The organism is Polynucleobacter sp. AP-Sving-400A-A2, assembly GCF_018688155.1.
Lineage (GTDB): Bacteria > Pseudomonadota > Gammaproteobacteria > Burkholderiales > Burkholderiaceae > Polynucleobacter.
Genome location: NZ_CP061312.1, coordinates 231,767 through 244,803, shown reverse-complemented (window position 1 = coordinate 244,803; position 13,037 = coordinate 231,767). Strand labels below are relative to the sequence as shown.

At 43.8% G+C, this 13,037-nt stretch carries 14 protein-coding genes; 4 read left to right on the top strand and 10 right to left on the bottom strand.

Going from position 1 to position 13,037, the window contains the following annotated elements; translation table 11 throughout:
* Nucleotides 1-15 precede the first annotated feature (15 nt).
* Nucleotides 16-984, bottom strand: coding sequence for a dTDP-4-dehydrorhamnose reductase (rfbD, locus tag C2758_RS01300; RefSeq protein ID WP_215328793.1), 969 nt, complete (start codon nucleotides 982-984; stop codon nucleotides 16-18).
* Between the two features lie 16 nt (nucleotides 985-1,000).
* Nucleotides 1,001-2,059: a dTDP-glucose 4,6-dehydratase gene (gene rfbB, locus C2758_RS01295; RefSeq protein ID WP_215328792.1), complete on the bottom strand. Its 1,059-nt coding sequence runs from the start codon at nucleotides 2,057-2,059 to the stop codon at nucleotides 1,001-1,003.
* A gap of 138 nt (nucleotides 2,060-2,197) precedes the next feature.
* Between rfbB and C2758_RS01290 the strand changes: the two genes are divergently transcribed.
* The gene (locus C2758_RS01290; RefSeq protein WP_215328790.1) at nucleotides 2,198-3,022 is read left to right on the top strand and encodes a glycosyltransferase family 2 protein; all 825 of its coding nucleotides are present in this window, start codon (nucleotides 2,198-2,200) and stop codon (nucleotides 3,020-3,022) included.
* Here the strand turns inward: C2758_RS01290 and C2758_RS01285 are convergent, their stop codons facing one another.
* The gene (locus C2758_RS01285) at nucleotides 3,023-4,126 is read right to left on the bottom strand and encodes a glycosyltransferase family 4 protein (protein WP_215328784.1); all 1,104 of its coding nucleotides are present in this window, start codon (nucleotides 4,124-4,126) and stop codon (nucleotides 3,023-3,025) included.
* A gap of 14 nt (nucleotides 4,127-4,140) precedes the next feature.
* Complete coding sequence (locus C2758_RS01280) at nucleotides 4,141-5,445, bottom strand: O-antigen ligase (RefSeq protein WP_215328782.1); 1,305 nt, start codon at nucleotides 5,443-5,445, stop codon at nucleotides 4,141-4,143.
* Nucleotides 5,446-5,601: 156 nt separating this feature from the next.
* On the opposite strand from C2758_RS01280, the gene galE reads away from it, so the two are divergent.
* Nucleotides 5,602-6,615 (top strand): UDP-glucose 4-epimerase GalE, encoded by a 1,014-nt coding sequence (galE, locus tag C2758_RS01275; protein ID WP_215328777.1) that lies wholly within the window; start codon nucleotides 5,602-5,604, stop codon nucleotides 6,613-6,615.
* A 31-nt stretch (nucleotides 6,616-6,646) separates the two neighbouring features.
* Nucleotides 6,647-7,621 carry a hypothetical protein gene (locus C2758_RS01270; protein ID WP_215328775.1) on the top strand — a complete coding sequence of 325 codons (975 nt, stop codon included), beginning with the start codon at nucleotides 6,647-6,649 and terminating at the stop codon, nucleotides 7,619-7,621.
* 8 nt (nucleotides 7,622-7,629) lie between these two features.
* Here C2758_RS01270 and C2758_RS01265 read toward each other — a convergent pair whose 3' ends face one another.
* Nucleotides 7,630-8,625 carry a hypothetical protein gene (locus tag C2758_RS01265; protein ID WP_215328773.1) on the bottom strand — a complete coding sequence of 332 codons (996 nt, stop codon included), beginning with the start codon at nucleotides 8,623-8,625 and terminating at the stop codon, nucleotides 7,630-7,632.
* A 5-nt stretch (nucleotides 8,626-8,630) separates the two neighbouring features.
* A complete protein-coding gene (locus C2758_RS01260; protein WP_215328771.1) occupies nucleotides 8,631-9,212 on the bottom strand; it encodes a methyltransferase domain-containing protein in 582 nt (193 codons plus the stop codon).
* 132 nt (nucleotides 9,213-9,344) lie between these two features.
* Here C2758_RS01260 and C2758_RS01255 point away from each other — a divergent pair, with 132 nt between their 5' ends.
* Complete coding sequence (locus C2758_RS01255) at nucleotides 9,345-10,409, top strand: glycosyltransferase (RefSeq protein ID WP_215328765.1); 1,065 nt, start codon at nucleotides 9,345-9,347, stop codon at nucleotides 10,407-10,409.
* Nucleotides 10,410-10,436: 27 nt separating this feature from the next.
* On the opposite strand, the gene C2758_RS01250 is transcribed toward C2758_RS01255, so the two are convergent.
* The 4 genes from C2758_RS01250 to C2758_RS01235 are packed head-to-tail and all read right to left on the bottom strand — an operon-like array spanning nucleotide 10,437 to nucleotide 12,936.
* Entirely contained in the window at nucleotides 10,437-11,429 is a 993-nt protein-coding gene (locus C2758_RS01250; protein ID WP_251369220.1) for an aspartate carbamoyltransferase catalytic subunit, read from the bottom strand.
* Entirely contained in the window at nucleotides 11,426-11,932 is a 507-nt protein-coding gene (gene pyrR / locus C2758_RS01245) for a bifunctional pyr operon transcriptional regulator/uracil phosphoribosyltransferase PyrR (protein WP_215330006.1), read from the bottom strand. The genes C2758_RS01250 and pyrR overlap by 4 nt, the downstream gene beginning before the upstream one ends.
* 1 nt (nucleotide 11,933) lies before the next feature.
* Entirely contained in the window at nucleotides 11,934-12,359 is a 426-nt protein-coding gene (gene ruvX, locus C2758_RS01240; protein ID WP_215328763.1) for a Holliday junction resolvase RuvX, read from the bottom strand.
* Nucleotides 12,352-12,936 carry a YqgE/AlgH family protein gene (locus C2758_RS01235; protein ID WP_215330004.1) on the bottom strand — a complete coding sequence of 195 codons (585 nt, stop codon included), beginning with the start codon at nucleotides 12,934-12,936 and terminating at the stop codon, nucleotides 12,352-12,354. The genes ruvX and C2758_RS01235 overlap by 8 nt, the downstream gene beginning before the upstream one ends.
* Nucleotides 12,937-13,037: the final 101 nt, after the last annotated feature.

Here is a 13,037-nt window from a genome sequence, read left to right as displayed (position 1 = left end):
GCCATAGCGCTCTCTTTAGATAGATCCATCTTTAGCCAAATGGTGGACATAGGAACGAACGGCTCCATCCCAGGGCTGATTTAATAGTTCCAATTTTGACATATTGCCCTGACCCTCTAAGACCTTGCGGAGCTTATCTGTCGACATCCGTGAATTCATGGGCCGTGGGGCTGGCAAAGGGTACTCCACCGCAGGAATTGGCTTAATAGCGTGGGGAGGCGTCTTCAACGACACCCCAGCATCTAAAGCGGCTTGAACAGCCCAGCAGGCTAAACCATACCAGCTCGTCTCACCGGCTGGAACGGCGTGATAGATGCCGGACGGGAATGCTCTCAACTGTCCTTTTGCATCCATTGCCAAACCTAAACTCACTTGCGCGAGCCACTGAGCACTGGTGGGAACGCCATATTGATCTTCAATCACCTTCAGCTCATCTCGGTCTTTTGCCAAACGCAAAATCGTACGAATGAAATTACCGCCATCTCCATACACCCAGCTCGTTCTAAAAATCGCGTATTGACCCGCGCTTCCCGAGGGACTAGTTGCAAATGCTTTAGTAATGGCTTCTTCCCCAGCTGCCTTACTCTTGCCATAAACACCGAGAGGATTGCGCATGTCATCCTCTAGATAAAAGCCATATTTCTCGCCATCAAAAACATAATCTGTGGAGTAATGTAAAAAAGTAGCTCCATGCTGCACCGCATATTGAGCCATCAACTCAGGAGCTGTTGCATTCACTGCAAATGCTAATTCCGGTTCAATCTCCGCCTTATCAACAGCGGTATACGCTGAGGCATTAATAATTAACTGAGGATGAAATTGATTTAAGTGGAAATTTAATTGAGCAGCATCCGATAAATTACATTCAGCGCGTCCAACGTATTGAACATGAGGCTTCTCCGCCAAAGTGGGTATTAGCGAATCTAATAAAACTTGAAACGCTTTACCTAACTGCCCATCTTTACCAAATATGAGGATATTCATTGGAGACTTGTGCAGTTCAGCTGTACTGCTTCTGTAACCAGTCACGATAGCTACCGCTAACAACACCTTCTACCCAGGCTGGATTGTTCAAATACCACTGTACTGTCTTACGAATCCCTGTATCAAATGTCTCTGCAGGCCGCCAGCCTAACTCGCGCTCTACCTTGCTGGCATCAATCGCATAGCGACGATCATGGCCAGGGCGGTCTGTAACAAACGTAATTTGCTCTGCATAGGACTTGTTATCGGCACGTGGCTTTAGTTCATCCAAAATCGTACAGATCGTTTTTACGACATCAATATTGGCTTTTTCATTCCAGCCACCAATGTTGTAGGTCTCACCCAATACGCCTTGAGCCAACACCTCACGAATGGCGGAGCAATGATCTCCAACATAAAGCCAATCCCGAATCTGCTGACCATCGCCATAAATTGGCAGGGGCTTGCTGTTCAAGGCATTGAGAATTACCAGCGGAATCAACTTCTCTGGGAAGTGATATGGGCCATAGTTATTGGAGCAATTAGTAGTAACAACCGGAAAACCATAGGTATGGAACCAAGCGCGCACTAAATGATCTGATGCTGCCTTAGATGCAGAATAAGGGCTATTGGGTTCGTAAGCATTCTTTTCAGTAAAAGCCGGATCAGTAGAGGATAAAGACCCGTAGACTTCATCAGTAGAGACATGGTGAAAGCGAAATGCCTTCTTAGCAGACTCATCCAAGCCACTCCAATATGCTCTTGCGCACTCCAGTAAGTTGAAGGTACCCAGAATATTGGTTTGCACAAACTCTGCAGGGCCATGAATAGATCGATCTACATGACTCTCAGCAGCAAAATTGACAATGGCACGGGGCTGATACTCTTTTAACAAGCTGGCGACCAACTCTTTATCGCCAATATCCCCATGAACAAAAATATGGCGGGGATCGTCCTTCAGGGTCGCTAAATTGGCTAGGTTGCCGGCATAGGTCAGCTTATCGAGATTAATGAGCCCTTCAGCCTGTGGATCAGCAAGCCAATCTAAGGCAAAGTTGCTACCAATAAAACCTGCACCGCCCGTTATTAAAATCATGATTAACCAATAAATGAAGTGCGAAATGTAATACGATAAGGATAGCTGAAGGTATTCTTTAGTTCAGATTAAACCCCCCTGCAACCCTGAATTTCAGCTTATAAGCACATTTTAACAAAACATTACCACCATCAAATCGTGAATCCTAATAAATATAGCCTGACATTTGCCTGCTACAACTCCGTTGAATACACAAAAATGTGCATTGATAGCATGGTGAAGCATGGCACCCCATTAGATCGACTCGTAGTGGTGGATAACTACTCGACTGACGGAACGCGCGACTATCTCTCGACACTGCCTTTGGGTGGAAGAATCTTCAACTCCACTAACTTGGGATGTGGGACGGCTTGGAATCAAGGGGCGCTCGCACTCCAAAGCGAATGGAGCATCATCATGAACAATGATGTTCTCGTATCACCCCTGTGGATTGAGAACCTCATTCACGCTGCAGAATCTAATCATCTCAAAGTCATTAGCCCAGCATTAATTGAAGGGCCACTGGACTATGACTTTGAAGCGTTCAATCTAAAAGCTGCAGCAGAAATGAAGGATGTACATCGTTTTGGTAGTAAGCATGCGGTGTGCCTTGCTATTCATAACTCGGTGTGGATGGATGTGGGTTATTTTCAACCTATCCCCAAACTCCTCGGCTATGAAGATACCTTGTTCTTCAATGAGCTCAAGAAGTCGAATATTCAAACCGCGATTACTGGTGCATCTTGGTTGCATCACTTTGGCTCGATTACCCAAACTGCCATGAAACAAGAAAGAGGGCTCGCAGAAAAAGATGGTTTAGCGAATCGCTACAACTACAAACTGCTAAATCAGAGCTGGATGCAAAGAAAGTTAGCCAAGATTCAAGCTAAAAAGCACCAAGCAGAAGCGAGCCGAAATGAAGTCAAAGAGCATGGCATGTCCATACATGGACTCAGAAAAAATAATGCCTTTGAGTGGATTTAATTAAGCTTTTTCAAACAAGCTAATCAGGCTTTTGGTATTTGAATTAAGAGAGAATTTCTCCACAACCATCTTTTTTCCTGCTTTTGCCATCTGCTTTGCATGGTCAGTATTCGATAGCATCCAGATGATGGCCTTAGCCCACTGCTCAACATTGCCAGCCTCAATCATCAGGCCAGTCTCTTGATTTAGCATCGTTTCTGGAATGCCACCCACCTTACTTGCAATAGTCGGCACCTCTAAATATTGCGCTTCAATCTGAAACATTCCCAGAGGCTCAACTAAAGAAGGAAAAACAGCTAAATCACTCTTCCCGAGTAATGGCGCGATCTTTTTTAATATCCCCGTTAACAATACATTTTCATCTAGACCAAGCGCTGCAATCTCGGCTTCCAATAGCGGCTTATCTTGCCCCTCTCCCGCGATTAAATAGCGCACATCTGGGATCGTCTTTTTAACCTCAACGAGAGCCTTCAAAATCGTGCTGTGCCCTTTTTCACTCCTCAGAATTGCTCCGTGCGATATCACTGGGCCCGGGTGAGTATCTAGCCAATTCAAAACATAATCTGGCAGCTGATCAGTCGAGCAATCCAGCGCTGAAAAATCAATGCCCGGATAAACAACCTTTAGCTTCTGAGGGTTGATAGCAGGATTAGCCAAAAACCGTGAGCGCAGGTACTTACTAGGAATTACCGTTCCAGAGAAAAGATAGTTATAGGCAAACGATAGCGGGTAACCATGCTGAAAAGTTTTTACTCGAAAAATAGGAATACGCTTACGACCAAGCAGCACTTGCACCATACCTACTAGCGCAGAAATTAATGCGTCATGGCTGCCATGACAAAACATCGCGATGGGCTTTTTCTCCTTGGCCAAGCGGAATAGCTGCAGCAAACTCGGAATATGAAAGGCATTCCGAAAGCGAATCTCAATTACATCCAAGCCTTCACTTTTGGCACGAGCAGATATTGCACTCATAGGTTTACATAGCAAAATTGTTTGAAACCCCAATGCATTGAGCGAGCGCATTTGCTGCAACGCTTGCAACTCTTGACCACCAATATTGATAGACGAGTCAGAAAATAAAATGACTTTTGCATCAGCCATAGATCAAAACCATATTAATTGAATCGCCCTGCTGAAGGCTTATGCAGCACCTGCGCCAATAACACAGCAATCATCAGCCCATAAAAAGTACACAAGTACTTGAGGGACAACTGCTCATTTGATAGCCCAGCAATAAATATGCCAGTGATATAAAAAAGACCAATTCTGGCAGCTTGCTTTACGTTGAAATCCTGTGAATTGCGCTGCTTCCAGAAGATAGAAAATGGCACGAGTAAGAGGCTTAGATAAGCGCCCAATCCAAAGAGGCCTGCAGATAAGAGCTTGCTCAGAATATCGCTGTGGGGGCCAGTTAATGCCATAGTATTGATGGCAGTTTCGTTAGCGGCGATGTTGAGCGGACTATCTTTCAAAACCTGCATCATATTCTTCTCTTCACCATAACCAAAGAGCAAACTCTCATTAGCAAACTGAAAGCTAAACTTCCACATACTTAATCTAGTGCCAGCAGATGTATCTAGATTAACACCGCTAAACCAATGGAGAATTTCAAAATAACCACTAATAATTCGAGTGGATAGCTTTTCTGAAAAATAAAATCCCATTAAAAATACAAGTAAGATAGCAATACAAACCGCAATGGTCTGTAGCCACATTTTTTGCTTTTGAGATTGGCCAGCATGAGAAATATCACCAAACCTTAACAATAAAATAAGCAAAAGAATAAATGGTGCAGTGAGCCAGCCCCCGCGCGATCCAGAGTCAATAGAAATATATAAGCCCAGCAAGCCGCCAAGCACTTGCAAGGCAATTAATAAGGTGGATTTTTTTTCACTCCAACCAATCATCAGGAGAGATAGGAGGCCAAGAATGAAGGTTTGAGATCCCAAGGTATTCGGATCAACAAAATACATGGAGTATCTACCCATCCAATGTGGATCAAGGGGGCTCAAAATAATCACAGTAAAAATACATATAAGTGCAATTGGGATCGCCATACCCAATATTTTTATGTAAGGAATATTTAGACTCTTAAGCAATAAAAAGACTACTCCCGCAAATAAAATTCGGGATGGTCCATCAAATGCTGCAGGATGAATGGCCCCACGAAATATTTGGGAAAATAAAACTGAAAGCAGCAAACCCGAAAAAATGAACAGGATGAAAAAGTCCCGTGGGTAATCAAGCTGAATATTTTTTACACCAACATGCCAGAACTGATAAGCAGCAATCAGGAGCAAAGCAAATAATGAGACATGCACGCCATGACGAACAGTTAAAAATGTCACCGGGAACATAAAAACACACAAAATTACAAGCCAGTCTAGCTTTGTATACGTGTGATTTATATTGAGTTTCATGGGTATTTTATAAATTTACTGCAATCATCAGTTGCAGGGGATTATTATTTATGGAAATAATGCCTAATTAGTGTATTTTCAAATCCCCAGACGCATTCCCTAGAGAGAATACCATTAGGAACCTAGCGTCCCTTTACTTTTAATATCAAGAGAAATATGAAGACAATTTTGGTCACTGGTGGAGCGGGATACATAGGCTCACATACTGTAGTAGCCCTGCAAGAGAGTGGTCACAGAGTCGTCATATTGGATAACCTGTGCAATAGCAAAGCAATTACCCTTAACAGTATTGAAAAAATTAGCGCCCAAGCTCCTACTTTTTACCAAGGCGACATTCGAGATCGCGCTTTACTGAGGAATATCTTTGCAAATCACCCTATTGATGGGGTGATTCATTTTGCAGGATTAAAAGCAGTTGGCGAGTCCCAAAATGAACCACTCAAGTACTACGACAATAATGTGACCGGCAGCATCACACTCCTAGAAGAGATGATTCAAGCCAAGGTAGATACCTTTGTATTTTCTTCATCTGCAACCGTATATGGAGAGCCAGGAACTACTCAATACCAAGAGGGGATGCCTACCGCCCCTATTAATGTCTATGGCCGCACAAAACTCATGGTCGAGGAAATTCTCAGGGATAGCGCAAAAGCCAATCCTGGCCTCAGAGTCGCCTGCTTACGCTACTTTAACCCCGTAGGAGCCCATCTATCAGGCTTGATTGGCGAGAACCCTGTTGGGACACCGAATAACTTAATGCCCTATATTGGTCAGATTGCTTTAGGCATCCTCCCAAAATTGAAAGTATTTGGAAATGATTACCCAACACCAGATGGCACCGGCCTCCGAGACTATATCCACGTAGATGATTTAGCCCAAGGTCATTTACTTGCCTTGCAATATCTAGAGGATCACCCTGGCGCCCTTACAGTCAACCTGGGAACTGGAAAGCCCTACAGTGTTCTTGAAATGATTGCCACCTTTGAAAAAGTCAGTGGCAAGAAAATTCCATACGATTTAGTAGAGCGAAGATCTGGAGATTTGGCAGAGTATTATGCAAATTCAGACCCAGCTAAAACAGTCTTGGGCTGGGAAGCAAAATATGGAATTGAGCGAATGTGCGAGGATACTTGGCGCTTCTATAAGCAATTAGATTCAGCACAGTCTTAAATATCACTTACTGAGATTCAAATACTTTTAGATGCATAACTACAAAAAGATATTGGTTGTTTGCCCAGCTGGTGCAGTTACTGGCGGCCCCGAAGCGCTGCACCAACTAACAGCGCATATGAATAGCCTAGGTTTACCGGCCTACATGTGCTACCTCCCTTTCTCAGAATCCGCAAAGCCGCCCGCACCTTATGAGCGCTACCAAACTCAGTCAGCAGCCTATGAGGATGCGCCAGACAACCTGATCATTTTCCCCGAAGTAGATCCCATGCTTGCACTTAAGGTCAAGCATGCGAAAGCGGCTCTTTGGTGGTTATCCCTAGAAAACTTCTTGGAGCGTCGACATATTTGGCCCCTCCATGATCGCGTACGTTACTTCAAGCGAGTTCTTCAAGGGCGGAGGCCCTGGGGCGGAGCAAAGAATCTCAAAAGTCTCTTGCACTTTTCGCAAACCGAGCACTCCACTCAATACCTCAAATCTTGTGGCATTGATCCAATTCCATTGATTGACTCCATCAATGAAGATTTCCTCACGGATAAATATCTAGACAAGATTGATCACAAGCAAAATATTATTTTGTACAACCCAACCAAGGGTTGGAAAGTTACACAACAACTGATTGCGCGCTATCCTCAATGGCAATTTCTGCCCCTCAAGGGTTTAAACCGAGACCAGCTCTCAGAAAAACTCTACAGCGCAAAGTTATATATTGATTTTGGGCACCATCCTGGTAGGGACCGTATGCCACGCGAGGCGGCAATGCATGGATGCTGCTTGATCACAGGAAAATTGGGTTCAGCCGGAAATACAGTTGATCTACCAATACCATCGCAATACAAATTTGATAGTAGCGCCCCAAACTTTGTGGAAGCCTTCGGTGAACTCGCTAACGATGTGATGGAAAACTTTCCAAAACACTATGCGGACTTTGGCACTTATAGGAAGTGGTTACAAGATGAGCCGAGAATATTCAAACAACAAATCGCCGATTACTTTTGCAAGTAATTCGAAATTTACTTAAATTTCCTAAAAAAATATTTAAGTAAATTGCGCTGATTCGGCTTTGTATTTTCACCCATCCTCAATGCGCAAGATTGAATTTTTTGAATATAGGTCCTTATTAGACCTTGCCGCGCTAAACGGTCATTGGCTTTAAATTGAGCTGACATGGAAAATGCAAAACGCTGCAACTCTTCATCAGAAAAAGTATTTCTACTTGTCTTAATAAAGGTGGCCTCATAAGGGTGAGCACTTCTCCCAAAATAAGAGCCCTGAAACCCACTATCCCCTTCTCTTGAGCTGGGATTTATATCTACCAAGGCTTCTCGATAATCTACTTGGTTGTATTCAGGAAGCATGCATTGAAAATTCAAACCCATATCCGAAATGAGCTGAGAGAGCCGAATTTCATAGTCTCGCACCGTTTCATCCTTACTAAGATCATCAACCCTATCATAAAAACCGCTATCAATAAGCTGGTTGAGAACATGACGACTCAATACATAACAGGTAGTTTGAACATGGCCTAAGAACTGATCATTTCGGTCAAGAATTCCGTACTTTTGATAGTACATCTTTGCAATCGAATGCTCATGGGGAGTGATACTGATAACAGATCCGACGATTCCAACATCATCCGAAAACTTCTCAATAAATAGGTCAGTCCATTTTTGATTACAGTAGCCTAAAAGAAAAGGGCCGCGCACAGATGAGTTAACAAAGAAATAAAAATCATATCTTTGCCATAAAGCTAGATTTTTTATGGCCGCACAATATCCGCCATAGTCAAAATTTTTATTTTCAGTAAAAAGATACTCAATATTATCCAAAACTGGTAGTTCAATTGAGTATTCGCCAGCAACAATAATCAAATAATTTAAGCTTGAGTCATACCCATATCTCAAAAAGTGGACAAAGTTATCAACGTATGACTGGTCTTTTTCAAAGTAATGGTAGAGCACCAATACTTTATTGGCCCCTACCCTAGATTCGATTGCAGCGTCTCTCACCAAGCTCAAACTTTTCTCAGCACACTGATCAAATGGGTCGAATGGCGAACTTGACCCTCTATCTTGAAGGCGCCATTGAATCCATACATCCTCCCCCACTGACGCTGATCATCAAAATATTGAGAGAACGTTTCGCTCGTTATTGGATTGATATGGGTTGGATCTGTGAAGCATGCGGAAAAGGGGTACACAGGGGTTTGAGCCAGAAAGAGTCCGCCAGGAGTAAGAACGCGATAAACCTCATTCATTAACTCTATGAAGGAGTAGCGAATTTGCGGCAAATAAACAACCCGAGGAACGTGCTCGATAAAATCAAATGCGGTGATGTAGTCCATAGAGGCATCCGCATGGGGAATTCCCCCTTGCGCAAGATCAGATTTAGCAATGTTGGGATTAGCGCTATCTCGGATATCAATCCCATAAAGAAGATCTGCCTTAAATGGATTCCTAGGAATACCCCCGCACCCCAGATCCAAAGTCTTCGAATTTGCATTGCTAGACGAGTTGGCCCGGAATTTAGAGTAGAAAGGCTCTAAATCTTCAACCTCTTCCATATCCACAATATGGCTAAGAGACCGAAACATCATTTTCAGGGTTTTAAAATACTTTACGAGCCTCATATAGCCTCTGGCAGTGATTAAAAGTTTCTCTCAGCAACAAAAGAAGTATTCAATGGCATTGTAAACTTACAAATCATTGCCACCAAGGCCTCACCCCTCATGACCCGCATCCTTATTGTTTATCAATCTAAGCCAGCTATCGTTCCAGGACTGGAAAAGGGGTTTGAAAATGTTGGGGTAGAAACAATTACCTTCCTGGCAAATGAACATCACCATTGGGTCGATAAATACGTATTCCACGCGATTAACAAGTGGGCCCACAACCTTCGGATTCTTAAAAAGGGAAAATTTCTTTTTTCAAGACATCCATTAACGCATTGGAACTATCTTAATACAGAGCTAGTAAAGTTTTACAAAAAAAATAATCCTGATTTCGTATTTTTTATACACGGTATTCATTATTCAGAATCAACACTCTCTCAAATTAACGCCCCTAAGGTTGCCTGGCTTGTGGACCCCGTTCAAGACCCCAAGAGACTGACCTTATTTGCCACGAATCTTGATTGGTATTTTTCTTACAGCAAGATTGCGATAAGCGTCTTGAATGGGCTGGGATTTGTAAATACAAGTTATTTGCCTCACGCAGTCGATCATCATGAATTCCGCTATATTCCCGGCACTAAAAAATCAATTGACATCTCCTTCGTTGGAAAACATAGCGTACACCGGGAGAAATTTATTCTAGCGGCATTAGAGGTAACCAATAAAGTTAGTCTCTATGGCTCAAGGTGGGTGGCACCTGCTTTATCTAAGCCTTCTTTACTTAAGGCAATTAAGGGTATTGAGTGCTACGGGGAAAAGTTAAATAAGCTCTACAACTCATCCAAAGTTGTTCTGAGTATTATTGCGAAGCCAGAAAATGTTCTGGAGACTCAAAGCGGAATCAACATGAGGCCTTATGAAATTTTGGCTTCAGGATCAATTCTTTGCTCTGATAATTACGATGAACTCCACCCAGAATTAATTAATAATCAGAACTTAATTCTCTTCAACAGCGTTGATGAGTTCAAGCAATCTCTTTCTCAACTACTGCATGACACGCAAAAAATAGAGGGGATTGCAGCATCAGGAAGAAAATTCATTGAAGGCCGCTTCTCTTATGATGAAATGGCAAATACTATTCTTGCTAAATTTAAAGAAATTAAAGACAGCACATCTTCATAGAATTACTGATGAGGCCATAAATTGCCTCTAATTCCCCGCAACAATCGACATCACCGCCATCCGCACCGCAATACCAAAGGTCACTTGATTCAAGATGACGGATTGCGGGCCATCTGCAACTGATGAATCTATCTCTACGCCACGATTCATTGGGCCCGGATGCATCACAATGGCATCGGGTTTGGCTAAGGCTAGGCGTGTGGGGGTTAAGCCATACTGCTTAAAGAAGGCATCGCCCTCAGGCACCTGACCAGCTTCCATGCGTTCTTTCTGAATACGTAGAGTCATCACTACATCAACGCCTTTAAGACCCTCTTCCATACTATGGAAGACCTTAACCCCAAGCATGTCCAAGTCACTTGGTAGCAGGCTCTCAGGGCCAATAGCTCTGATATCAGTACAACCCAAAGTTCTCAATGCGCAGATATTGGATTTAGCAACACGGCTATGCACGATATCGCCAACGATAGCGACCTTCAGCCCACTAAAGTCTTTCTTAAAGTGGCGCATCGTATACATATCAAGCAAGCCTTGCGTAGGATGCTGATGACTACCATCACCCGCGTTCACCACGTGCACATGTGGTGGAACATGTTGAGCAATCTCAATTGGCGCCCTAGAGACGCTGTGGCGCACAACAAAAATATCCGCCTGCATAGCCACCAAGTTATCAATGGTATCTAGAAGACTCTCGCCTTTAGCCGTAGAAGAAGTGGAGATATCCAGGTTGATCACATCGGCAGATAAACGTTTGGCAGCGATCTCAAAAGTGGTACGCGTACGGGTGGAGTTTTCAAAAAAGAGATTGAATACGCTTTTACCTCGCAATAGAGGTACTTTTTTTACCTCTCTAGCAGGATCTGTAATGCTCACAAACTGCTGAGCGGTATCCAAAATGTGCAGAATCTGCTCTTTAGGTAAACCCTCTAGAGTGAGAAGATGAGTTAACTCACCAGCACTATTAAATTGGTTTACAGGGCTGCTCAATGGAGCATTTACTGAAGTGGTATCTACGCTCATCCTGTACGCGCCTCTAATTGGAAGCTGAACTTGCCAGCATCATCTTTTTCTAAAACCAATATTTGATTGTCTAGAACACTCACTTGCTCCCCTACAAAATCTGCCGAGATTGGTAACTCACGATTCTCACGATCGGCCAATACCATCAACTGCACTTGTGCCGGCCGACCAAAATCAAATAACTCATTAAGGGCTGCTCGAACTGTACGGCCAGTCAATAAAACATCATCGATCAAGATAATGTTTGCGCCATTTACTTCAAAGGGAAGATTGGTGGACATGGTACTAGCAGTACTAAGCGCAGTCATCCCCTTCTCCGCATAATCATCCCGATGAAAAGCCACATTAATCACACCGTAGTGAGGCAAATTGAGATCGGCAGCCAAACGCTCCGCAATCCATGCGCCACCCATCGCAAGACCAGCCAACTCAAAGACCTCATTTGCATCTTTACGATGCTTGATTGCCTCTAATAGTTTCCGATACGACTGCTCTGCATTCATCTCAACTAATCCAATTCTTCTCAAGAAAATACTGCTCCAAAATCAAGGCCGCAGACTGCGCATCCAAATTGTCTCGCATATCAGGATCACCCTCTAAAACCGCAGAGGTATAGCGCTCATCTACCCAATCTACGGGCAACTGAAAGCGTCCGTGCAACTGATTGCCAAAGCGGCGAGCCTTGGCGCTCATTTCATGCTCTGTACCGTCAGGATGACATGGCATCCCCACCACCAACTGACTTGGCTGCCACTCTTTGATCAAGGTCTGAATAGCTCTAAATCGCACATCCTCAGATGGCTCCGCAATAATCTTCAAAGGCTGGCCAGCTTTGGTCAGAGTATTGCCAATGGCAACACCAATCCGTCGCGTCCCAAAGTCAAAAGCCATGACCGTCAACGCTGCGCCCTTCTTGATGCCCTCAAGCATGCCCTGCCTCGCCTGATAAATGAGAGGGGTCAAATCCTAGAAGACCCATGGTCCGTTCATAGCGCTGACTAGAGGGGGTATTGAAAATAATCTCAATCATTTGCTGCTGGGACAGGGGCACGTTTATCCAGCCATTAAGGGTAATCTCTTCCTCAAGTTGCCCAGCACTCCAACCCGCATAACCCAAGGTCATTAAGAATTTACTAGGTCCAGAACCTGTTGCAACAGCCTCAAGTACATCCTTAGATGTCGTCATGGTTAAGCCACCTGGAACGGCCAAGGAAGAGCTATAAGCTAGCTCTGCAGAGGGCTCATGCAAGACAAATCCACGTTCAATTTGCACTGGCCCACCAAAATAGACTGGTTGATCTGATACTGGCTCAGCCTCCAGCTTGACCTCAATTTTTTCAAATAAGGCGCCCATATCGAGTTCAGTCGGGCGATTGATCACCAAGCCCATCGCGCCTCGCTCGGTATGCTCAAAAAGATAGATAACTGAACCCGCAAAATTAGGGTCGACCATCCCAGGCATGGCAATGAGGAATTGGTTTGCTAGATGGTCAGCGGAAAAAGAAATGGATGACTCATGCGATAAGGCTGAATTCAAAGCCTGAGAGGCTTCTGTGGAGGCTTTCTTGGCCGTGGTCATATTAGCATTATTTTACAGAAAATCTAATG